The organism is Glaciecola petra, from assembly GCF_031846345.1.
GTDB lineage: Bacteria > Pseudomonadota > Gammaproteobacteria > Enterobacterales > Alteromonadaceae > Glaciecola > Glaciecola petra.
In genome coordinates, this window is the sequence record NZ_JAVRHX010000006.1 from 130,638 (window position 1) to 155,000 (window position 24,363).

The window sequence follows — 24,363 nt, forward strand, 5'->3', positions numbered from 1 at the left end:
ACAATACGAATTATCGTGCGAGATACTCTCATATCGTCATTTTATTATCACTAGGTTTATAACAAACCCAGACCTATGTCTGTATTCAACCCAGACCCTTGTGGTATATCTACTTTTTTCGATTTCACTTACTTTTAGTCTCTGTATTCTCAGTAAAGAATAGTTGGTTAGGAAATTGAATATGATTACATTATCACGACAGGGGTATTTACTAGCTTTTTTATCCGTATTGATTCTCTCAGGGTGCTCAATAAACCCCGAGGGCTTGCATCATCAACAATCCGCAAATAGTGATATTGAAATTTATGGCACAACAGCTGGAATGCGCGCTATTTTGCTAAGAAAAAAATCATCAGAATCCGTGTATTGTGCTGAGCCTCAGCCAGATGCGACAGTGAGCGAATCTTTATCTGAAAATGCATCTGTTTCGCAAGGTGCGGCAGGAAGCGAAGACGAAGGCGCCACTGAAAGTGTTGGTGAAAGTAGTTTAGGCGGTCGCTCAGTGAATGTGCTTATTACGCGCGAGATTTTTTATCGAACTTGCGAGTTTATTTCGAATGCTAATTTGTCGGACGACACCAAACTCGAAGTATTTAAGGCAAGCTTACAATCCATCATAAACCTCAACAATACCAATTTTGGTAATGGCTCTGTAGGCCAATCGCCCGTTCAAAACAATGAACTCAACCCAGCAAGTAATAACAGCTCAGAAGATGATTCAGATAACTCTGAAGACGGCTATGAAGATGATTCTGAAGATGATTCTGAAGATGACTCGGCTGACGACTACGAAGACGATTCTGATGGAAGCTAAATACTTATATTTTATCCCAAACCAATATACGCAAAATTTTTTAGAGCTCTCTTTGAGTATTTTTTAAGTTGAAAGTTACAAAAACAATTCAAATCATTTAAGCAAAAGGAAAGATCATGACAGAAAAATTTATTAATAATAATCAATATGGTAAGCATAAACTGATTGCCCTCGGATTATTGTGTGCAGTACTTTTGCTGAGTGTTTCAGGCAAGAGTGAAGCTGCACGCATCTATAACCACACTGGCGAGACAGTAAAAGCCTGTAAAGGTGTTGGTGTACTCGGCAAAGTTGCTGCTGGTGGGCAGTGCGAGACTATTGCTCATGGTGAACGCAGCAAAAGCCTGCAGTGGAATCGTACAAACGGAATTTTAGTTAAAAATAAAGCTAACCAGATAATATGCAGTCTCGATTTTGGTGTGCACGCCCAAATCCAAGGTGGAAATTACATGCAAATATACAGCAATAAATGCACAGTCTATAGCGCCAGTCATAAAATAATCAGCACGGGTAGTTTGTTAGCTTACCCCTATGTCAAAATAAAAAATGAAAGTGAGTATCGTGCTAGTGGCACCATAGAGTATGGGCCTTTTGGATGCTCTGACGACAGTTACTCTGTTGCTCCCGGAGAAACTTGGCATGCTAAATCGCGCGGCGCATGTTTAGTGACATCTATCTCTAGCAAGCTTCACGGTAGTTCTAAGTATGGCGAAAATACTAAGGTGGTGCCTTATGATTCCACAACAAGTTATTCTGAATTTCAAATTTCTAGCTATGGCGGATCTTACAGAGTTTTTTCTAAAGAGGAATTTGCAGATGTGACTGATACTAAAAGAGAAAAAAGCCCCGGCTTTTATTTTGTAAACAAAACGCCTTGGCCGGTAGCGTACTCTCTTGACCAATATAGCTGTTTACATCATGGTATTGTGCCAGCGCGAAGCGATGAAAAAGATGGCTTGTTAAAAGTAGACACAGGAGCTGTATGGTTTACCTTAGAGATGCAAGTTCAACCAGACGGAGTTGACCCAAAAGATGATTTTGAAGATTGTGCTTTGCCAGTTGTTGAATTAGTTGGTGATATTGCGCTTGCTGTTTTCACTGGAGGCTCTAGCGCAACAGCAAAAACAGCAGCTAAAACCAGTGCAAAAATCATCGCTAAAGAGGCGGCTAAGAAATTTGCCAAAAAACAGGCAAAGAAATTGCTGAAGACGTTGGTCAAAGACTTTACAAAAAAAGAGCTTGGGAAATTATTTGCATTAGGTACAAATGTTGAACTTTACGGACAATATGCCGGATATGAATGGCCTTTTCGATGCAAGAGCATGCCTGAATATCATATTACAGGAGGGCCATATCTAATTGACGAAAACGGCGAGCGGTATCTTAGTAGAGGCACTCCATTTACCATTACAAAAGTAAACACATGTGGTGATGATATGATGCTAGCTTCTAGGAAGAAGGATGTTGCGGACCAAGGCATTTTTGCAAAACTTCCATTTGCTAAAGAGGCTGCAGATAAGGTGAATAAGGTTGACCCTAAAGTTTATTTCACCAATGAATTCAGGCATTTTAAAAACCATTCTATTACTGGCTATAATGATAGAGTCCTCTCTAATCTAACTCGATATCAGTGTATGTCGAAGTGCAAACAAGAGAAGTCGTTTTCATGTAAATCGTTCGATTATGGAAATAAAACGCAAACGTGTTATTTGAGCACCAAAAGCGGGATTGAAAAACCTAACGATGGCACTTACGACTACTACCAGTTAGAAAAATAAATTAGCTAAGTGAGTTAAATCACCAGAAAACCCGTAGCCATTGTTGCATGATAGCTAAGCTGCAATGTACTACGGGTTTTTATGTCATCAGCTTATGCATAAAATGTTGCGTCGTCACTTCCCAAAAAACTCATCGCTTCTATGGATTTATCTATAATTCGTACGTGCGGTAATGTTTTCTGCAAAATCATAATTTACACAATCGGCACTAAATTCTATCTATGAAAAGCCCTCTAATATGTCTCTTCGAGATAATTTAGATTTCTTCCTCAATTGTAAAGCTATGTAAAGATTCCGAACTAAATTCTATTTTTATGAACTTACTCTGCATAAATCATAAGAAATTTATTCAATATGTGGTTTTTAAATTAACTTGCCTGTCCAAAAAGTTTAGCGCTGAGCATTTTGGGCAAAACACTATATTATTCTTGGAGAAAAAATGTTTTTAGCTCAAAAACAGGCCCATTTATGGAAGCCTATATTTGTTTCAGTGCTGCTGCTCAGTTTGATCGCATGTTCAGGTAGTAGCGATGACGAAGATGCAACTGGTTATATCAAATTTTATAATGCTTCTGCCGATTCACCGGCAATTTTCATGACTATAGATGAAGATATTGATAGTGATGCCGACGACGAAATTGAACGCACGCTTTCGGGTGTAAGCTATGCTAGTGCCGGCACTCGAACTGAACTAGAAACACAAAGCTATTATTTAGAGCTGGCGTGGCAAGATGAAGACAGTTCTGCTAGAACCGATCTTGAGATTGTATATGAATCCCAAATTGACATAAGCGAAGACGAAACCCAGTGGGTGATCATGACAGGGTCGGTGCAAAGCCCTACCGTTAATATATATAGCATTCCAGAATTAGATGAAGATGAGCTTTCAGATGACCAAGATGATGATTTATTTACATTAAGAGTTATCAACTTGCATCAGAGCATCGTAGATGTAGATATTTACCTTTCGCTTGAAGACGAAACCTTTAATGAAGCAGAATTGCTTGTGAGTGCACAAGCAGACCTTATGACCGAAAAACTCAAGCGAGAGCAAGATCAGTATAAGGTTTACATTACGCAGTCGGGTCAATCAGAGGTGTTATTTTCATCAGAAGACATTAGCTTTGTCACAGGTGTTCAGTATTTGTTGGCCTTGCGAGAGAACCAAGGTGTAGGAGGCTCAGAGTTTGTGGTAGATAATATTACCAGTGGTCAAATTACGTCTTATGAGGCACTGGAATCGTTAGCCAATTTGACTATTTATAATGGTTTAAATTCAAACGACTTATTACCTTCCTACATGGCTAGTGTGAACCTAAGCATAGATGGAAAAACAACGGTTCCAAGTACCGCAGACTTATCTTATAGCGAATTTTCAGATGCCTTTGAGCTAGAAAGCAGTGATTATCGCTTAAGCGTGTTTAATAACAATACCGACGAGGTCATGCTGCAAAACCGGCTAATTAGCGCACCACAAAATGCTGACCGCACTGTTTTCTTATATTGGACAGACGAAGCCGTTGATGATGATGGTGACGGTGACGTTGATGAAAACGACGATGGTATCATTGATGAAATCAGGCCAATCGTTAGCACCCTTACTGTAGAAAACAGCAATTTATCAAGGTTTTACGATAAACAAGTTACCATGCTCAATTTGTTAAATACCGACACGTTTTCAAGAGTTACTTTCTATTTTGTGAAATCTGACGAAATAATTGATACTGCTGAAAACACCAGAAGTCTACTTCAGGGCACGTCAAGCAATATGGTCTTGTTAAATAATACTTACCAATTATTTGTGGTCACTGAAATCGACAATAACGATATTATATTGCACGAATCGACCCTTGTGCTAGACCAAGAAAGTGATGATCTCTTCCTTTTGTTGGAAGAGTCTGAGTCAAGTGCCAGCGGCTACGCCGTTAGGGTTGAGTCTCAAAAAACAACTAGTAATGATGAATAATTTAAATCCATTAAAAGTAAATAATAGTCATGCACATAGCCGTCTCAACAAGGCGGCTGGCTATAAAATATTGATTATTGGAAATGAATATACGGGTAATGCACAAGCTATATCTTGTTTAGCCCAAACTTCTTACAAAACTAAGGTTGTTAATTCATCAACCGAGGGTATGCGCTGTTTGGGCTTAAAACACTTCGATATGATATTGCTAAGTGCGACTTTGCCTCAAGAAGATGGTTTTGAAATATTGAAAGCAATTCGTCATGTGTACAATATTCCAATACTTTTTACACTTACGAACAACGATGAATTTGATTGTATTTATGCCTTAGAATTGGGCGCAGATGACGTAGTGTATTCACCTTTTTCAATAAGAGAACTGCTTGCTCGCATAAAACTACGGATTAAACGTCACCAGCAAACAGAAGGTTATGGCGTACATCCACTTGTTACAGTTAAGCAATTTAGTTTAGATGTAAATAAACGATGTATTCACATCAAAGACAGGCGCTTATCTTTAACTGATACTGAATTTGACATACTCGCATTTTTAATAATTAATAAGGGATGTACCGTCTCTAAAGAAGACATTAGTCAAAGGGTGTTCAAACGTCCATTAGCAGAATATGACCGAAGTATTGATGTACATATTAGTAATTTGCGGCGAAAAATTCCTGACTGTATAAACGCTGATTGTATTCGCACAGTAAGAGGTCGTGGCTATATGTTAGTCTAGCTCCAATAGAATGAAAAAAGGGGAGCGTATGCTCCCCTGTAATAGTTTTATTAAATTGACTACTTTCTAAATCGACGCATCGCCAGCATGCTCAGACCTATCAAGCCAAGGGTTTCCGGTCCAGGAACTTGGGTAATCGTCGCAATCATATTAGGACCGATTCTTGCCAAGTTGCTGCTATCACCCTGCGGATAAACTAAACCTAAACTACCGGAAGTAGCATAAACACCATTCAAAATAGTTATGTGGTTTGCGGTTACTGATGAAGGGCTGGATACATAGGAATCGCCGTCGTCATTTGCGTAAAGTGCTCCTAATAAGTAGTCTGAACCTGAGTTTAGAAAAACGCTTGAAGATAAATCAGCAAAATGAAAGCCATTTAGTAATGTATCACCACTATCTACAAGGATTGATGCTAATAAGTTTTGCGAGCTAACTTCCCACAAACCTACCCAATGTGCTGAGGTCAGAACCTGATCACTTGCGTCAGTAACTCCAAGAGATGTAACGGTTAAGTTTTCGTTAGCAGTAAACTTATATCCCACGACATCACCTGTGCTACCACCCCAATAAATGCCAAAGGTACTTCCACCTGAGTAATCTGTGAGAATAACACTCGCTGATACTGAGAAAGTATTTATTAAAAGACCCATCGTACATAATAAAACAACACGCTTAAAAACGTTCATCCAAAACTCCTTAAATAGTTCTACCGCGAATTCGGTATATAACGTTTATAGTTACAAGGTATCCGCTAATGCAATTAAAAGGCCATGTTATAAGTTATTGATAATTAAATAAAATTAAATGTAACAGCAATAAGGTGTAAAAAGTACTGACGGCAAATTTTAAGATACAGTTCAGTTAATACAGAAATTGTTGTCATAAAAATGTCATAAAAATGTCATCAAAATTAGCTCTGGAAAGACTGCCTTTTGTCGATACAAATAGTACAAATCGATTAATTGTTCGTAATATTCTCACGACAACGGAAAGAACATGTTTAAAATCATATCTACGAGTATTCGCATGCAAGTCTTGGCGATACTGGCAGCTGGTGTAAGCGCACTTATCTTGGTGTTTAGCATCGCAATCGCGAATAAGAACCAAATAATCTCTAGTTACCAAGGCCTCATCTTTGAAGACTTAGCTACTCTGGAGGCGATTGGTAAAATAAATGTAGATTTTAAAACGCAAGTGCAGGAATGGAAAAATACCTTGCTGCGAGGACATGACGAGGAGCTCAGAAACAAATATTGGGGACGATTTAATAATTATTCACAAAATATTCCCCGTGAAGTTGACGCGTTGCTGAAAGACATACCAGCATCACCATTACGAGATGTGCTCTTAAATTTCCAACAGATTTATCCTGACATGATTGCCTCTTACCAGACGGGTTACAACTTTTTCATAACGAACAATTTTGACCATAAGGGAGCTGATATTGCTGTTAGGGGCATCGATCGCGAGGCAACAAGGCTATTAATTGAAGCCACGAAGATTGTTGACGGACAAACAAAACTATCAAGCGAAACACTACTCGACCAAAGCAATACGAACTCTATTATTGCGATTGTATTTATTACGTTCACGATCCTAATAACATTTACATTTATTACCTTAATGATAGAAAAACGCATTATTAAGCCTATTAATCGATTAAATGCGGCATCAAAAAATCTAGCTAGTGGCGACTTTACACACGTAATCAATACCGATAGACATGATCAGATTGGGCAACTTATGGGCAATGTTGAGCTCATTAGAACCGATCTTGGCAAGCTGATTAATGAAATCTTAGTCAACATGGAGCAGTTGGGTATTTTTATCGGGACCACATTCTCCCAACTAAACAACTTAGGTAGTGGTATCGATGCAACGCATAAACGTTCAGTGACTTTAAAGTCCTTTGTGGAGCAAGTTAATCATAGCTCTTCTGAACTACTTAAAGTAGGCACCCAAAATGGGAAGTTTATTGACGAAAATGCAAAGTCAATGCAGCAAGAAATAGAGCGGTACATGCAGAGCAAGCAACTTGTGACAGACGTAAACGATGCCATGAAGGTAAGCAAAGAGCGTATGAGTGAGCTTAAGCTAGAGTCAGACGCAATATCCACAATGTTAAACACCATTTTAAATATTGCTGAGCAAACCAATCTTCTGGCGCTTAATGCAGCTATTGAGGCAGCAAGGGCAGGAGAATCTGGTAGAGGCTTTGCTGTAGTGGCAGATGAAGTTCGTCAACTGGCACAAAAAACACAAAGTAGCGCAGGTGATATTACCAATATTATTTCTCGCTTGAATAAAAATACAGAAGATACAGCCCAAAGCATTAGTTCGAGTATCGAGTTAACGCAAGAAACCACTGAGAAATACACAGATATGATTGCCTTTATGCAGTCAACTAATGGGGTATTAAGTCAATTAGTACAAGAACAAAACAAAATTACCGATAAGATTCACGAACAGTCGGCCTCATCTAAAAAAGTGAATCAAGAGGTTGAAGAAACCGTGCATCTGTCAGAACAAACTCAAGATACAAATGCGCAAATTACAGAAACAACGACTATGGTTCAAAATGTGATAAAAGACATCCAAGATGTGGCCAGTCGTTTTACAGTTGAAAAGCCGGAAACGACTAAAAAGTCTAGCGCTGAAACTGATGTTGTGATGTTCTAAACACCACTTTCATAATCGGACATATATCCGCTTTAAGTCTAGTGCTTACTAACGTACTCTTCATATGTGCCATGAAAGTAATTTAGTCTTTGATCTTTTATTTCAATAATCGATGAAGCTAAGGTAGAAACAAATTCTCGGTCGTGGCTAACAAACACCAATGTACCGTCAAAGTTCTTGAGGGCTTTATTGAGTGCTTCAATGGCTTCCATGTCCATGTGATTAGTCGGTTCGTCCATAATGATCACGTTTATTTCTTGCATCATGAGTTTACCAAATAACAACCTGTTTTTTTCTCCGCCCGAACAGACCTGCACGTCTTTTTTTACATCATCGGCGCTGAATAACATCCGACCTAGCATTGCTCTAACGGCTAAATCGTCATGTTTTGGTGTACGCCATTGCGACATCCAATCAAATAAGTTCATCGATACGCCAAATTCGTCGCTCACATCTTGTGCAATATAGCCAATCGCAGCGTTTTCTGACCATTTAAGTGTGCCGGCATTCGGCTTAATTTGATTCATAAGGCAACGCAAGAAAGTGGTTTTTCCTGCACCATTTTCACCTATCACCGCAAGTTTGGCGCCAGCTTCCAGCAAAATATCCGGACTTTTAAACAAGGTTTGACCATCAAATCCGTGTTCAATTTGGTGTATTTCAAGTGCGTTGCGGTGCAGTTTTTTATGTTGCTTGTAAGTGATGTAGGGCGATTGCCTACTTGAAGGTATGACTTCTTCAAGCTCAATTTTTTCTAGACGACGTGCCCGTGAAGTGGCTTGTTTAGCTTTAGAAGCATTAGCAGAGAAGCGGGCAACGAAACTTTGTAGCTCTTCAATTTCTGCGCTCTTTTTGGCATTCTCGTTTACGATTTGATCTTTGGCAAGTTCAGATGCGGCCATGTAAGATTCATAGTTGCCTGGATAAATACGTAACTCGCCAAAATCTATATCTGCCATATGCGTACAAACTGCATTAAGAAAATGGCGGTCGTGTGAGATAATTACCATTGTGCATTTTCGTTGGTTGAGCACGTCTTCTAACCACTTAATGGTATAAATATCGAGGTTGTTGGTTGGCTCATCGAGCAATAAAATATCGGGTTCAGAAAATAAGGCTTGAGCAATTAGCACGCGTAATTTTAATCCCGGTGCAACTTCCGACATTAAGCCAAAATGTAGCTTTTCATCAATGCCCGCCTCAATGAGTAATTCGATGGCGCGTGTTTCAGAAGTGTAACCATCTAATTCGGCGAATTCAGTTTCTAAGTCAGCGACTTTCATGCCGTCTTCTTCAGACATCTCTGGCAAGCTGTATATACGGTCGCGCTCTTGTTTGACTTCCCACAATCTAGCATCGCCTACAATAACAGCATCGACCACAGAATATTCTTCAAAGGCAAATTGGTTTTGGTTCAACGTACCAATTCGTTCGCCGGGCGCAATTGAAATATTACCAGCGCTTGGAGCAAGCTCACCACTCATAATTTTCATCAAGGTCGACTTTCCACAACCATTAGCACCAATTAGGCCATAGCGGTTGCCATTGCCAAATTTGGCCGAGATATTTTCAAACAATGGTTTGGCGCCAAATTGCATTGTGATGTTTGCAGCAGTGATCAAAACAAGCTTCCTTAAAATAAGCGTCGGTGTTTTTGTTTTGTGCACCGATAAACAGGGCGCGCATTTTACCTGAAAAGTACCTAACAAAGCTACGATATAGGCTCACAAATCGGCTGAGTAAACAGCAAATGATATTTTATTGAGGAAATTTGAGATATTAATGTAAATATATCGTAATAAAAATGTTACTTTATGCATGAGGCTCAGCAAAAAGCTATTGCCAAAAGATTGAAGGAGGAAAGTGATGTTAGTAAAAAGACCAGATGGCGAAGTTCAACCGGGAATTAAATGGGGCCCGTTTACCTTACGAATTCCACTTGTGCATTTACGTTTTTCACTTTCTGACGCCTTGCAAGGGTTTGCCGTTGCAGGTGCGACAGGTTTAGCCTTGGTTCCCTATTTTATGGCGCTACTGGGTCTTAGTTTTGAAGAAGCCGTTGTTATGGCAATGATCCACAGCTTGTTAATCTCGTTTTCTTGGATGTTATTTGGTGACCCATACGCCCCCGGATGGCTGACTCCGGCAATTCCATTTGTAGTGGCATTTATTACAACGCCTGCATATTTAGGGGATCACACCTTACAGTTTCAAGCCATGACAGCTCTGTCGCTTAATTTTGCATTTATTTTGATTGTCTTGGGGGTGACAGGTCTTGGGGCAAAATTGATAAAATCAGTCCCGAATGTGCTCAAAGGCGGAATAATTCTGGGAGCAGCGCTAGCCGCTTTTTTAAGGGTCACCAAAGACGGTGATGCGGCCAATGTTTTTCAGTCTGCGCCAATTGCAGGCACCTTAGGAGTGGTTATTTGCTTAGTATTTGCTTTCTCAAAACCAATGCAAGCCTTAGCTATGAACAAACAATGGCTCGCAAAACTGCTTAGTATGGGATTATTACCCGGATTTGTTGTGGCTGGTGTAGTTGGATATTTTACCACTGAATTTGATTATAATATTCGTTGGCAACTCCTTGATGTTGCAGGAGCTAGCGTATCCTTATGGGAAAAATCATCGCCATTTATTATCGGATGGCCGTCTTGGGGCACGTTTGCTGCTAGCTTCCCTCTTGCACTTATTACCTATATTTTGTTTTTTGGCGATGTTGTTACTGGAAACGAAATGATTGAACAAGCTCAAAAATCAAGAAAAGATGAAAAGCTTGATCTCAATAGTAGTCGTTCGCACATGGCCACAGGGATTCGTAATGTTTTAATGGGTATCACTGCCCCATTTTTCTGTACACAAGGCGTTTTATGGACAGGCATTCAAGTTGTCCTTCTTAAAAAATGGAGTGAAGGACGCGAAAAGCTAGATTCCCTTTATGACAGTATTGGTAGCTTCTATTTATTTGGTATTCCTTTGCTATACGTACTTCTGCCACTGGTGACTTTGCTTGAGCCATTATTACCAGTTGCTTTAGCGGTGACCTTAATACTGACGGCCTTTGCTTGTGCAACACTAGCCTTGAGCTTAGTAAGTGATGCAACAGAAAGAGGTGCGATGGTAATAACTGCTATGGCATTCAGCGTCTTTGAGCCTTGGTTAGGTTTAGGCATAGGTTTAATCACTATAGTCGCTTTATGCGGTGTGAAGGTCTTTAAGCCAGAACAAGAAAAAAGCGAAGAACATACTTAAAAGCAGATTCAAGTGCCGATTTAAATCATAGCGAAGATTAGTTTTATTAAGCCTATTAAAAGATTTATGCTATCTTATTGAGTATTCGACTGTTTATCGTTTGAACCATGGATATGATTCTGCAAATTCTTATACACCCTGTCTTCGTGTCAGTCGGCATTATTGTTGTTGTCGTTTTAGCATTTCGAGATTTTATGAGATTGTGGGATGAAAAAGTAGTCACTAATAATAGTGAGATCGCCCCAAACGGCAAGGATGAAGTCGTTGAAGTCTCTAGCTGACACTTCGGTTACTACACTTAAAGGTGTGGGAGCAAAAGTCGCAGAAAAACTCGCGAAGCTAGGGTTAAAAAACTTACAAGACGTTATTTTCCATTTGCCCTTACGATATCAAGACCGTACACGGGTTTATCCTATTGGCGATGTGTATGCTGGCATTCACGCAACCATAGTGGCGCAAGTATTAAGTGCAGACATCAAGTATGGGCGCAAACGCATGCTCATAGTAAAAGTGAGCGATGGCACCGATGTGCTTAACTTGAGGTTTTTCCATTTTTCTGCTGCTCAACTGAAAGGTTTTACCGAAGGCACTACTATAAGAGCTTTTGGTGAGGTTCGTTCAGGTAATGTTGGGTGGGAAATAATGCACCCCGAATACAAAGTTGTGACAGGTGATAGTAATCTCGACATGGAAGAGTTCTTAACACCGGTTTATCCAACCACTGAGGGCGTTAATCAAATAACCTTGCGTAAACTGACTGATCAAGCTTTGTTGCAACTAAAAAAAGGCGCCTTGGTCGATTTATTACCTGCTGGTTTATATGCCGAACAGGTTTCTCTAGAAGAAGCATTGCACTTAGTGCATAGACCGTCGCCCGATATCGACTTAAACATGCTTGACGAAGGCCAACACCCCGCGCAAATTAGGCTTGTACTCGAGGAGTTATTGGCGCATCACCTTAGTATGTTAAAAGTGAAAGCAGAAGCTCATCAAGACCCAGGCTTAGCTATTGGCTTAAGCACCCAATTAAAAGATGCTTTTTTACGAGCCTTGCCTTTTTCGCCAACAGGTGCACAAACACGCGTTGTGCAAGAAATCGAAGCTGATTTAGCGTTAGCAAAGCCTATGATGCGCTTGGTACAAGGAGATGTTGGTTCAGGTAAAACGCTTGTTGCTGCACTTGCTGCTTTAAGCGTGATTGATGCCGGTTATCAAGTTGCGCTAATGGCGCCTACAGAATTACTTGCAGAACAACATTTACAAAACTTTACTCACTGGCTTACGCCTTTGGGTATAAAAGTAGACTGGTTAGCCGGCAAGTTAAAAGGTAAGGCACGGACAGAAACCCTAGCGGCTTTGGCTGTAGGCGAGATTCAATTTTTAGTAGGCACACATGCTATTTTTCAAGACGCGGTCGCTTACAAAAAGTTAGCCCTAGTGATTGTTGACGAACAACACCGTTTTGGGGTGCATCAACGATTGGCTTTGCGTAAAAAAGGAGAAGATTCAGGGCAATTTCCACACCAGTTAATTATGACTGCTACGCCTATTCCTCGGACTTTAGCTATGACGGCTTATGCGGATCTCGACACCTCCATTATTGATGAATTACCGCCGGGTCGAACCCCAGTTAAAACGGTGGTTTTACCCGATACTCGTCGCAGCGAAATTATAGACAGAGTCCGACAATCGGCTTTGCACGATAAACGCCAAATCTATTGGGTATGCACACTTATAGAAGAGTCAGAAATGTTGCAATGCCAAGCTGCGGAAGATACATGCATTGCGCTGGCAACTGCCTTGCCCGATTTAAAAGTCGGTTTGGTACATGGGCGTTTAAAAGCAGCTGAAAAACAGTCGATTATGGATAGTTTTAAAGCGGGCGAGTTAGATTTATTAGTTGCCACAACAGTAATAGAGGTGGGTGTAGATGTGCCAAATGCCAGCCTAATGATCATTGAAAACCCAGAGCGCTTGGGTTTGGCGCAATTGCATCAATTGCGCGGCAGAGTGGGGCGTGGTTCAGTCGAAAGTCATTGTGTTTTAATGTATCAAAGCCCTTTGTCGAAAACAGCGAGTAAGAGGCTGAGCGTATTGCGAGAGTCTAATGATGGCTTTTATATTGCCGAAAAAGATCTCGAAATACGCGGGCCAGGCGAGTTACTTGGCACCAAGCAAACGGGAGTCGCCGATCTTAAAATTGCCGATTTAGTCAGAGATGCCGCGCTTATCCCTCAGGTTAATCAGCTTGCTGAAAAAATGTGGCATGATTACCAGAGTCAATCATATGCGTTGATAGAACGATGGCTGGCCTACAAAGATGAGTATTCCAATGCATAAAATATTGCTAATTCCGTCTATATGGTAGAAAAAATATGCGCTTAGATAAAACCTTCAGGCAACACTTACTTCTGAATTCCTTTTTAGTCACTATGATTACACTATGGGGTGGCTTTGTAAAAGCTCACGAGCCTTCGGCGACTTATCTTGCGAACGAGTCGGTGTTAGTCACAAATGGTAATAGCAAAGTATTATTTGACCCATTTTTTCATAACAATTATGGTCAATACCAACTTGTGCCCGCAGAAACCTTGAAAAAAGTATTTGCTGGGCAAGCCCCCTTTGATGATATTGATGCCATCGTGATTAGTCATGCTCATGGCGATCATTTTGCAGCCGACGAAGTACTGCGTTATTTGAGTTTGTATCCAAAAACAAAATTGGTTGCTCCTCAGCAAGCCATTGATGAATTAAGGGCTTTAACTGGAGCCGATAAAGTTAGTTCACAGTTATATGAAGTAAAACTTGCTTTCAACCAGGCACCCCAGCAAATTGAGCTTGGTGAAATGGTATTCGAAGGTGTGAGAATTCCGCATGCAGGCTGGCCTGGCAGAGCTGATATCGAAAACATTGTATTTCGAGTGACGCTATCCAACACAGAAGCAGACAAAAAGAATGAGAATATCACCGTAATGCACATGGGCGATGCAGACGCAAACGACGACCATTATTTACCCTTTAAAGCACACTGGCAAAGTCGGGAAACCGATCTAGCTTTTCCGCCATATTGGTTTTTTTATCAACTTGAAGGCAATTATATTTTAGATGAACTCATAAACGCTAAGCAGCATGTGGGCGTGCATGTGCCTATGCAAGTGCCAAAGCGCTTAAAGGAAACCGGCAAAGACTATTTTTCAAAGTCTGGCGAGCAACGAACTATCAAGCATGAGCATTAATTTGCAGCATGCGTTAAGCTTGTTTTGTCAAATAATGAAAAATACGCTTTTAAAAACAACCGGTAGTATGTTGAATATTGCTTATTTATTAGATAAGCCTTTGAGACGTCGACAATAAATTTTATGAGGAACTCTCATAATTATATCAATACCTTACAAGGTCTCTGCATAATCTTTTAAGCTTTAGTTCAAATCTGTCCTTTAAAGGGCGCAGTTTCACCACTTAAAATTTTAAAGCTTAGTTGTTCGCTCTTTTGTCCGTCACTCATAAATAGTTCCGCTGCTTTGATGCCTTTTTCAACGCTAAATTGCTGAACTGTTGTTAAAGTAGGATGATATTGTTGTCCTTGTTCAATGCCGTCAAAACCCACTACCCGAAGATCTTCTGGAATACGAAGACCCATTTGAAGGGCTACTTTCAAGACCGCCAGCGCAATGATGTCGCTCATACACATTACAACAGTAGGTCTGGGTTTTAACGAAAGTGCTTCTTTCGCTGCGATAATAGCGTGCACATGAGTATTCTCAGGTATATGCCAAATATGACTATCGTCGATTGAAATTTTGTATTGAGTTAATGCTCGGTAATACCCGTCTAGCCTTCGATGTGAAATGGAAAATCCACTTCCGATAAGCGGTTTTTGTTCGATCGTGCAAGTAAATTCACTTGCGACTAAACGTAATCCAATAATAACAGGGACGACTGCCACTTCACCAATGGCTAAACATGCTGATTGATAAGCCGCCTCTTCGTTATCAATATTTATAGAAGGAATACCCACAATATCAAAATCAACTGTGACTATATTTTTTTTAATACTTGATAATTGTTTCAACAGAGCAAGGTTTCTTGGAGAGCCGTAGCAAATAAAACCGTCCACAAAATCAATGATCTCATTTACGCTTTTGTTGTTCCCTGAGAATAACAATAGATGTTTATCAGTGGTTTTAAGAGCCTTCGCAACGCCTTCAATAAACTCACTAGCGACAGGATCACTTACCATGTAGTCCAACTCATCTGGAAGTATCAAAGCGATAATATTTGATTTTCCTTGGCGAAGCGAACGAGCGGCTTTGTTTGGGCCGAAGTACCCCATCTCTTCGCACGCACGTAAAATCTCTTTGCGCCTTTTCTCAGATAATTGTTCGGGACGATTAAATGCATAAGAAATACTTGCGGTGGACACGCCTATCCGGCGTGCAACCTCTTTTATCGCCAATCTGTTACCACTCATTTACCGCCAAAGCCTTTATTAGTGCCAAAAATTAGCTGTGCATCATACCTTATTTTCGAATGAACGCATAAGACTTGATAATTGCATGTATTGGATTTTATTGTTCTGATTCAATTCAATTTTAGCGTCTAAGTTTTCAAGGTCAACCGTAAGTTGCGCGTGGTCAGTCTCTTTTGTCCAACGCATGATTAGAGAATTATTATTTGCAGAGCAAATAAAATCGCCAGTAAATACGTCATTATTTCTAAATCTAATTAACGAAGTTAATGCTTTAACTATTGGAAATTTGAGCCTTCTATCGAATTCTTCTTTGTTAATGTATGGTCGATTGATATCACGTCCCACTTTAGTTTTTTTCAATAGCTCAATATCATTTTCACAGGCCAAAAACCCGGCATAATAAACCTGAGGGATCCCAGGGCAGAAAAATTGAATAGCCCGCGCCACTAAGTAAGACATATCATCTCGTCCGAGAGAGTCATAAAAAGTACAATTGACTTGGTACAAATCAACGTTACTAGCTGCATTCCCCGTGGCTTTGCGCGACTCTCCTAAAGAGTTTTGATGTATCGTTTCAACCAAATTGTCAATCTCGTCATTATTAAGTAAACCCGGTTTACCGTCAGAGGCACCAACGTCGACTATACCTATGCCATCATGTGTATCAAGCACGGTGTAGCAGTTACGTGGAGAGATTGCCAACCATTTTTTTAGTGCGCTGGCATCACGAGTAAATAGGGTGTGTAAAATCAATGGCGGTAACGCAAAGTCGTAAACAGCATCGCAGCGTTTTGCAATTTCGATTTGTGTTTGATAATGACTATGAATCTCAACCAAACACTCTAACCCAAGTTCAGATGCTCGCTCACTCAACGCTTGAATAAATTCGAAAGTTTGTTCTAACATAAAGCAGTTTGTGCCCGCTTTTTTTATGGCATATCCGGCTGCATCGAGCCTAATAAGTTTTATATTATTTTGGGAAAATACGGTTAAAATCGATTCAAGATAGTCTTTTCCTTGTTTTGACTCTACATCGATATCGATTTGATTTGAGGTAAAAGTGGTCCAAAATGGTACTTCAGTACCATCTTTAAGTGTGAAATCAGAAAAAAATTTGGTAGGTCGCGGACGAAAAACTTTGTCAATGTCCGGGGAGTTTTCGTCATCGAATACCGAATCACGCGTTAAAAACAATGGCCAATATTGTGACGCCTTACCGTGTGCTAGCACATCCGTAAATGGTTTACTCTGGGCAGACATGTGATTAACAATCATGTCAGCCATGATCTCAAGCTTTTCTCCCATCTGTGATATGTCTGCCCAGCGGCCAAGCCGATTATCAACAGACGTGTGATCAATTGGGTCAAATCCCGCATCTGCACCGTCAATTGGATAATAAAATGGTAACAAATGAACACCTCCGAAAAGCCCCTTTAAATCTTTTGTCAAAAGAGTGTTTAACTCGTCAAGCGTGGACCCACCAAAACGGTCAACATAGGTGATAAGTTGAACGTTATTTTTTGCTAACATAAGTTTGTTCCATATAAATTTTAATTGTGTTTATTTATTCAAGCGCATGATTGAGCAAGCGCGAAAGCGCCGAGTATACCGCTTTCTTGCCCTAGCCCTGTCGGCACAATAACGTCATTTAGAGAAATAGATTCTGGCAAGCTAAGATAGTTAGCTAGACTGCGCTCAGTTTTAGTAATGATGGAGTCAATTAACTGCTCATTGGCAAATAATCCGCCTCCAAAAATAATTTTTTGAGGCGAGTAACATACGAGTAAATTATGGCTAAGCTGAGATAATATATGGGCTTCAATGTCCCAAGCCTGGTGTTCCGGTGCTAACGTTTCGGCTGGTTGCCCCCAAATTTCATTCAAAGCAGCTCCAGAACCAAGGCCTTCTGCACAATTCGAATGGAAAGGACAAACACCCGAAATAGAAGGATGTCCAGGAATGAGTGTATGGCCAATTTCTGGATGAATCAGTCCATGTAGAGGTTTACCGTCAATAACAACACCCCCACCGATACCAGTGCCGACTGTTATGTAAATTACAACGCTCTTCCTTTGTCCAGCACCCCACATATGTTCTGCTATAGCAGCCCCATTTACGTCGGTATCTAAAGCGACGGGACAATCGAGGCTTTGTGCTAACGGAACCGCAAGTGAAGTCCCTGTCCAGCCAGACTTTGGAGTTTTTGTTATAAACCCAAAAGTAGGTGATGTTATATCTAAATCTAGCGGGCCGAAACTCGCAATACCGAGCGCAGAATATTTCCCAACATTCACTTTTTCCCGTTTAAAAAACATTAGTACGTCTGCCAGAGTATCCTTCGGCATTCTGGTTGGAACCCTGCATTCCTCAACTATCTGTTTTTTGTCATTTATAACAGCACATCTGAATTTAGTGCCACCGGCCTCTATAACGGCATAGTATTTTGTCATCTCAACTTCTTAACCTTCAATTATACAAATGATGAGTCTTTTCAATTTGATTCTGTGGAAAGCTTTGACGAATATTCTGCTTGCTCTATTTGAGCTAAACGGTCTTCAACCGGTTTTTTTATTGTGTTGTATACAAGACCGAGAAAAAGTAGTCCTGAAAATACAGTCGCAACAATAAACCCATATTTTGCATCACCACCATTGGCGTCGGTAACGATCCCCATGATTAATGGTCCGGCGGCGGCTCCTGCTGCTGTAAAAAACAAGATTACACCTGCTACAGTTCCATGTTGTGCTTTTGCAAAGCAGCTAATGCCTTTGGAGTTGAAGGTTGGGTAAATCACGGACATAAAAATCCCTGTCAGTGGAAATAAATAAACGGCAACAGTTTTACCACCAACCAAACCACCGATAAAGCAAAGTAATATAGCAAAACTGAACCATACTAATACTCGACTCCATTCAAAGCGTTGCATCATCCAAATACCGACAAATCGCCCTATTGCTCTCAGTGAAAAGAACACAGATACAGAATATAAGGCGAGAACCTTATTCGCATCATTGGTATAGCATGCAAACATATCGTTGACTGAGCCAGCATCGCACAACAGATAACTCGGCATCCAAACGTAAATCGCACTTTCAGCCGCAACATAAAGAAAAGCGCCGATTGAAAATGCCATTGCGTAAGGGTCCTTTAATAGTTTTAAACTGCTACTAAGATTGCTGGGTTTTGTGTCGATAGGATGGACTGTTTTGGGATATTTAACTAGTAACGCAACCACTATTAAAAACGTGCATAAGCCACCGGCAATAACATACAGCCAAATCCAATCAACACCGTTGCGGATAAGATAAGCTACCAATAATGGTCCAATAATAGCACCAACTCCAAAGAATGCCTCTGCGCCATTCATTGTGCCTGTATGCTCTTTAGTTGAGCTTGATATATCCCCAATAAGCGCAAGTGCTGCAGTCTTAAAAATACCGACGGCTAACCCAGACAAGGTAATTAAACCAAGAATGAAGTTAAAGCCCCCACCTAGTAAAAATAAGTAACAAGAAACAGCGAATAAGGCCAGACCTAAAATTAATGTTGGCTTTCGACCAAAACGGTCAGCAAGAAAACCCAAGAATAATCCCGAAAACGCAATACCAACCATAAATAGAGAGTGCAGTAAGCTAGCTTGGGTATTAGAAACGTCAAACTCTAGCTTTACTTCTTTAATTATTTCGCCTACCGAATCAGATGTCATTGCAAACATCATAAACATCAAATAAGTCAACCATCTGATTAAAGTCAGGTTTTTTTGTGATGCAACAATATTTGACATATTAACCTCTATGTAATTAGTAGAATTGCAAGGGCGAATACCCTTGCAACTTTATCCATTAGTTAAAACTCATACTTCAATTGAATTGAACTTGTACGACCATTAAGTGGACGGGCTCTAATTATATCTCCAATTGCAGCATTGCTTTCCTCTGATTCAGTGATTACAAACTCGTCGCTTGCATTATTCACGTTTAGTGATACTGAAAAAGCATCAGAGATATAATAAGTAGCAAATAGATTGATGATGTTATATGCATCTTGCTTCAATTCATTGGAGTCTTGCACAAAATACTCTGTTGACCCTTGTAAGCTTGCGCCCACTACAAAATTATCCGATTCATATTGTGGTGTTATGGTATAAATAAAATCGGCTTGTCTACGCGGCGTTTTACCCACTAGGGCTTGGTTAAACTGGTCTTTACTTATTTCCGCATCAGTCCACGTACCATTACCGATGATTGAGAAGCCGTTACCGAAATTGTAACGCCCTTCAAGTTCGATTCCAATCGCTTCATATTCACGGATGAAAGTTAATCCACTTGTAACTTCTGCTTGCGTATCTTGAGTGACCGTGCTGAAGAATGTACCGTTCAGCATAAAGTCACGCGTCCCATATTTAACACCAAGTTCTAGTTGTTTGGTTTCATCAAACCCCGATGTAGTGCTAGTTAAGCTGCCGTCGCTATTTAAAGTTCCCGCTATTTGCAACAAACGATCAGCAAGTGCTCTGCCACCTTCGCTGTATCTAGCGAACATTGTTATATCATCACTGTATAGATATGAACCACCCAATGAAAATGACGTGTTACTAGCTTCGTAATCGATAATTTGACTCGCAGCTCCTGCTCGGTTTAAGTTGATCACCCCGCCGCCAAATCCAAAGCCATTTGAGGCAGACGCATCTTCACTATTACCGTCAATGATTCCATCACCATTCAAATCGAAATCGGTATTTCCGCCGCAGCATGAGTTTATCAACTCACCATTTGCTTTAACCGAGTCCCGACGGGCGCTGACATCAAATAACCAGTCATCACCCAATTCAAAACCTAGGTTGATGTAGGGTGCTGTTGTTGTGTAGTTAAGATCCCACTCCCAAGACAAAAAGCTTGGAGCCCAGAGACCATTATTAACAAGCGCGCGACCGTCGGCATCCTCAATATGTAAGTATTGCGAATTTGTACCGTCTACTGTTTGAATAAAGGTGTTCCAGCTATTCCAGCTTGCTGCAATGTCTTGTTTTGAGTAGTAATAACCCGCTGTAACAGTCACACCATTGTCAAATTGTTTGGTCAGATTTAAGTCGTTGATTAGATTACCTAAATCGTTTAAAGAAGTATCGAATAACAGGTTTAAAAATGCTAACCCATTGTATTCGCTACCAGAATTAGGACCATTCGCCAATGTGACTGATGTTGACGCACAATTAAACCCATTACCATCTCCATCCAATGCAGAATCACAGATTGCAGACGCCATATTGCTTGCCGATTGGGGACCATATGCACCAAAAGTATCCGTAAATGGAGAGATAAAGCTTCCTGATACCTTAGATGTTCTAAATCGGTTGACTAATATTAGCTCCGGCGCGACTTCTAAATCGACTTCAAAACCAAACGAGGTCACATTTGATTCGATGCCATCGGTAAGATCACGGTTTTTTGGGTTTCCAAATGAATCAAAGGTAGATACATTTGTTGTGTAGGCAGAATGTAGTGTTTGGCTACTAGCATCAAAGTTCTCAACCGGACCATAATCGCCATTAGAGTTAACCCTTACCGGAGCAGGTAAATAAGTGGTTACTCTGTCATCTAGGTTTTTGAAGTAGAACCGGACATGACCGTTATCAAGTACTTGGGTAATATTAAATTTAACTTGACCACCTTGGTCACCATTGTAACCAGTATCACGCGTACCCTCACCTCCGCGGGCAAAGCCACCAAGATGGAAATACAGGTCATCGTTGATTTCACCTCCATAGGAGAAGTCTAAACGAAATTCTTCATAGTCAAGACCAAAAGAGGTACCAATTGCGCCTCCGCCGAATTCGCCGGTTTTGCTAATCATATTGATTACACCACCTGGCGAGTTACTTGCAAATGTTGAGGCTGAACCACCACGAACTGACTGAATTGAACCCACTGACCAGTCGTAGCGAAGGAAATTATCGGCATTACCAAAGTTAATATCGCCGAACTCGAGCACAGGTAGCCCATCTTCATGTAATTGCATGAATTTCGACCCACCCGTTGCTAAGGGAATCCCACGAATAGTGATATTCGCGTTACCGCCACCACCAGATGACTCAGCACGAACACCAGGAAGTGCTCTAAATACTTCGGCAGTTGAACGCGGTGCCAACTTAAAGATATTGTCGGGTACAAGCGTACTTACTGAAACGGACGCTTCTTGGGCTTCAACCCCCGCTGGTGCGGCAGTTACTAAAATCGTCTCGTAATCCTGTTTTTCTTCAGTTTCTTCAGTATTTTGTTGTGCAAATACGCTGCTACTTAAAGAAGCGAGTACGGCTAGTGCCAGTGTTGTTCTTTTGTGGTTAACGCTCATTTTTTTGCCTCATGTTAATGTGTTGTGTCGAAAAGAGCTAGTTAGATGAAGTAAGGTATCATTAAAAAGAAATTTACTTAATCGATTAAGTAAATGTTAAATAAAACATTCCAAATTGTAAACAAATATTTTACAAAAAAATGAAAATTACCTTAAGCACATGATATATAAATATTTTTACTTTATTGAAAAGACAAAAACCCTATAAGCTTACACTATTTTGCCATTAGTTTTTTGTTATATTGAAATTAGTCTTTCACTGTTTCTAAAGTCAAAATTAATTAATTTTGATTTTTTTTGTGAAGATCTTCCACTAGTCTTCACTTACGTGATTTGCTGCATATCAAAGTTTTTCAGAGCATTAATAAGGCAACATAAGAAGTGAGTTATGGTTATTAAACCATGATATTTTATATTCGTTGTTATCCAATCGATTATTTGCAATAAAACTGAAGTTTTGTGTCACAACGAACTTGTTCTGAAGGGCATTTATCAGGCCGACATTGTTGATCAAAATAAAATAAGCGATCCTCGTCAAGATTGGCATTATTCTCTTTTTCACGACACATCATATGAGCCTCGTTTTTCGCTTCCGTTTCAGCTAAATCAAGGGCGCTTGACTTTTTAAAGCAAAACTCAGAAGTACCAAGGCTCACGTAGGTACTATTTTCAAGCCTCTTCTTTCTTAATTCTTCTTCTTTTTCTTTGCGTGCTTGCTCTTCTTGGGCAAGAAGCATTTTATTCTCGGCTTCAGCGCTCTCTATTTCCATATCACTTTGTTGTTTCTGGCTAGTAGCTTCGCTTTGTTTAGAAGTAATTTTATCTTCAATCTTTGTTAATTCAGAGTTTAATTTCTTAGGTCTTACAGGGATAAAAACACTGTTAGCATCATTGGCAGTATTACTTCTAGAATTACTTACGTTACTGTCTTTAATATATTGGTTGAGGTTCTGCTGGGCATTCTTTGCATAGTCAGCCATTTCATTGTTCATGCGAGCTAAATCCATTATCAACGCCCTTCGGCGAGCTCGTTCTGCTTCCGATCTTGCGCGGCTTTCAGCGAACTTTACTTCTTGTTCTTCAGCTCTTTTTGCCCATAGTTCAGCTCTTTCTCGGTACAAACGAATGTCTTCGATGATGCTATTGGAAGTGTCTAGCCAACGATCAATATTTAATCTCGATACCTCATATGTATCTTCCCATAAGCGCGCTTCTATTGCTCGTAATACCTTAAGCTGTCTATACAATGGATTGGGATCGTAATTATTTAATACATTTGTTAGACAGTTAGCTTGTTCAATATACTGATCAACCACATCCCAATAAATTCTTGGCTCAGCATACATTGATGCAACCGGCGATTCGTCTGGACATTTACGCTCATCAACTTTACGTTGTAATGTAAGCGGAAAAAACTCACTGTATTTAAAATCGTTGTAGCGCTGGTTTGCTAGTTGCGAAGCAGCTAAACGCTGCTGATGCAGGATGTATTCCGGAGAGCTTTCCCTTTTGGCTTTTTCCTCAGCCGCAATGCGTTTTTTCTCGGCAGCTATTAGTTCCTGCTCAGCGCGTTTTTTCTCATCGTAAAGGTTGAATGCACGCAATGCTGAGGGCTTATCCCATTTTTTAGCTGACTGACGCGCGTGCGCAATGCCTGCATCACCATATTCACAACATACTACACCATACCTTGAACCGGCAAAGAACGAACCGCCATTCTCTAAAGCTAATGTTACTAGCTCCGAGCTGTCATTATAAACCGCTGAAAATAGCGGTGAGTCGCCCAACTTTATCCAATCCGTATGTTTAATATCGCCCCCGGCTGCCGCCATTTCAACCGCTTCAATAGTCGCGCCTTTTTCGAGCAAAAACTTAGCGATGTTAGGTTTGTTTTCGCTAAACGCAAAGTGGAGTGCATAGTAGTAATATTCATCTTGATTATTAAGGTCGAAACCCTTATCAAGCATTACCTCTATTAAATCAGTTCGCTCTTTTTTAACAAATTTAAAGATTGGAGGATTAGAAAAAATCCCAGTTTTTTCATGGTTATAACGGTTTGCATCACCGCCATATTTCTTATCGATGGTAGCAGCTAACTTATTAGCTTCATCTGAGTTATAAGCTAAAGCGTTTTGAAATATAAAAATTTGGATAATTATGAGAATAGAAACAGCGTTTTTTAATTTAATCATCGTCAGTACCAATCGGGCTACATACACTCTTTAAATGATAACAACATGGTTGTTGAGTAAATCATAAAATTTGGCCGCTTATAATTTAATAATCATTACCGAGTTAAAAAACTTGAAA

At 40.2% G+C, this 24,363-nt stretch carries 16 protein-coding genes; 8 read left to right on the forward strand and 8 right to left on the reverse strand.

The window, feature by feature from the left end:
- Positions 1–181: 181 nt before the first annotated feature.
- The 4 genes from RM552_RS16035 to RM552_RS16050 all read left to right on the forward strand — a co-directional run bounded on the left by RM552_RS16035 (position 182) and on the right by RM552_RS16050 (position 5,294).
- Positions 182–814 (forward strand): hypothetical protein, encoded by a 633-nt coding sequence (locus RM552_RS16035; RefSeq protein ID WP_311369887.1) that lies wholly within the window; start codon positions 182–184, stop codon positions 812–814.
- A 116-nt stretch (positions 815–930) separates the two neighbouring features.
- A complete protein-coding gene (locus tag RM552_RS16040; protein WP_311369888.1) occupies positions 931–2,592 on the forward strand; it encodes a PAN/Apple domain-containing protein in 1,662 nt (553 codons plus the stop codon).
- 439 nt (positions 2,593–3,031) lie between these two features.
- Positions 3,032–4,558 carry a hypothetical protein gene (locus RM552_RS16045; protein WP_311369889.1) on the forward strand — a complete coding sequence of 509 codons (1,527 nt, stop codon included), beginning with the start codon at positions 3,032–3,034 and terminating at the stop codon, positions 4,556–4,558.
- A complete protein-coding gene (locus RM552_RS16050; protein ID WP_311369890.1) occupies positions 4,548–5,294 on the forward strand; it encodes a response regulator transcription factor in 747 nt (248 codons plus the stop codon). The genes RM552_RS16045 and RM552_RS16050 overlap by 11 nt, the downstream gene beginning before the upstream one ends.
- A gap of 59 nt (positions 5,295–5,353) precedes the next feature.
- Here RM552_RS16050 and RM552_RS16055 read toward each other — a convergent pair whose 3' ends face one another.
- The gene (locus tag RM552_RS16055) at positions 5,354–5,983 is read right to left on the reverse strand and encodes a hypothetical protein (protein WP_311369891.1); all 630 of its coding nucleotides are present in this window, start codon (positions 5,981–5,983) and stop codon (positions 5,354–5,356) included.
- Between the two features lie 310 nt (positions 5,984–6,293).
- Between RM552_RS16055 and RM552_RS16060 the strand changes: the two genes are divergently transcribed.
- Positions 6,294–7,976, forward strand: coding sequence for a methyl-accepting chemotaxis protein (locus tag RM552_RS16060; RefSeq protein WP_311369892.1), 1,683 nt, complete (start codon positions 6,294–6,296; stop codon positions 7,974–7,976).
- Between the two features lie 38 nt (positions 7,977–8,014).
- Here the strand turns inward: RM552_RS16060 and RM552_RS16065 are convergent, their stop codons facing one another.
- The gene (locus tag RM552_RS16065) at positions 8,015–9,598 is read right to left on the reverse strand and encodes an ABC-F family ATPase (protein WP_311369893.1); all 1,584 of its coding nucleotides are present in this window, start codon (positions 9,596–9,598) and stop codon (positions 8,015–8,017) included.
- Between the two features lie 244 nt (positions 9,599–9,842).
- Between RM552_RS16065 and RM552_RS16070 the strand changes: the two genes are divergently transcribed.
- From RM552_RS16070 to RM552_RS16080, 3 genes are all read left to right on the forward strand, one after another.
- Positions 9,843–11,231 (forward strand): xanthine permease, encoded by a 1,389-nt coding sequence (locus tag RM552_RS16070; RefSeq protein WP_311369894.1) that lies wholly within the window; start codon positions 9,843–9,845, stop codon positions 11,229–11,231.
- A gap of 264 nt (positions 11,232–11,495) precedes the next feature.
- Positions 11,496–13,571 (forward strand): ATP-dependent DNA helicase RecG, encoded by a 2,076-nt coding sequence (gene recG, locus RM552_RS16075; RefSeq protein ID WP_311369895.1) that lies wholly within the window; start codon positions 11,496–11,498, stop codon positions 13,569–13,571.
- Positions 13,572–13,606: 35 nt separating this feature from the next.
- Positions 13,607–14,467 carry an MBL fold metallo-hydrolase gene (locus RM552_RS16080; protein ID WP_311369896.1) on the forward strand — a complete coding sequence of 287 codons (861 nt, stop codon included), beginning with the start codon at positions 13,607–13,609 and terminating at the stop codon, positions 14,465–14,467.
- A 188-nt stretch (positions 14,468–14,655) separates the two neighbouring features.
- On the opposite strand, the gene RM552_RS16085 is transcribed toward RM552_RS16080, so the two are convergent.
- The 6 genes from RM552_RS16085 to RM552_RS16110 all read right to left on the reverse strand — a co-directional run bounded on the left by RM552_RS16085 (position 14,656) and on the right by RM552_RS16110 (position 24,245).
- The gene (locus RM552_RS16085) at positions 14,656–15,702 is read right to left on the reverse strand and encodes a LacI family DNA-binding transcriptional regulator (RefSeq protein WP_311369897.1); all 1,047 of its coding nucleotides are present in this window, start codon (positions 15,700–15,702) and stop codon (positions 14,656–14,658) included.
- A 42-nt stretch (positions 15,703–15,744) separates the two neighbouring features.
- On the reverse strand, positions 15,745–17,232 hold the full coding sequence (gene gtfA / locus RM552_RS16090) for a sucrose phosphorylase (protein ID WP_311369898.1): 1,488 nt from the start codon (positions 17,230–17,232) through the stop codon (positions 15,745–15,747).
- Positions 17,233–17,270: 38 nt separating this feature from the next.
- Positions 17,271–18,152, reverse strand: coding sequence for an ROK family protein (locus RM552_RS16095; protein WP_311369899.1), 882 nt, complete (start codon positions 18,150–18,152; stop codon positions 17,271–17,273).
- A gap of 41 nt (positions 18,153–18,193) precedes the next feature.
- Positions 18,194–19,486 (reverse strand): MFS transporter, encoded by a 1,293-nt coding sequence (locus tag RM552_RS16100; RefSeq protein ID WP_311369900.1) that lies wholly within the window; start codon positions 19,484–19,486, stop codon positions 18,194–18,196.
- Between the two features lie 62 nt (positions 19,487–19,548).
- Positions 19,549–22,053 carry a TonB-dependent receptor gene (locus RM552_RS16105; RefSeq protein WP_311369901.1) on the reverse strand — a complete coding sequence of 835 codons (2,505 nt, stop codon included), beginning with the start codon at positions 22,051–22,053 and terminating at the stop codon, positions 19,549–19,551.
- A 434-nt stretch (positions 22,054–22,487) separates the two neighbouring features.
- Positions 22,488–24,245: an ankyrin repeat domain-containing protein gene (locus RM552_RS16110; protein ID WP_311369902.1), complete on the reverse strand. Its 1,758-nt coding sequence runs from the start codon at positions 24,243–24,245 to the stop codon at positions 22,488–22,490.
- Between the last annotated feature and the right edge of the window lie 118 nt (positions 24,246–24,363).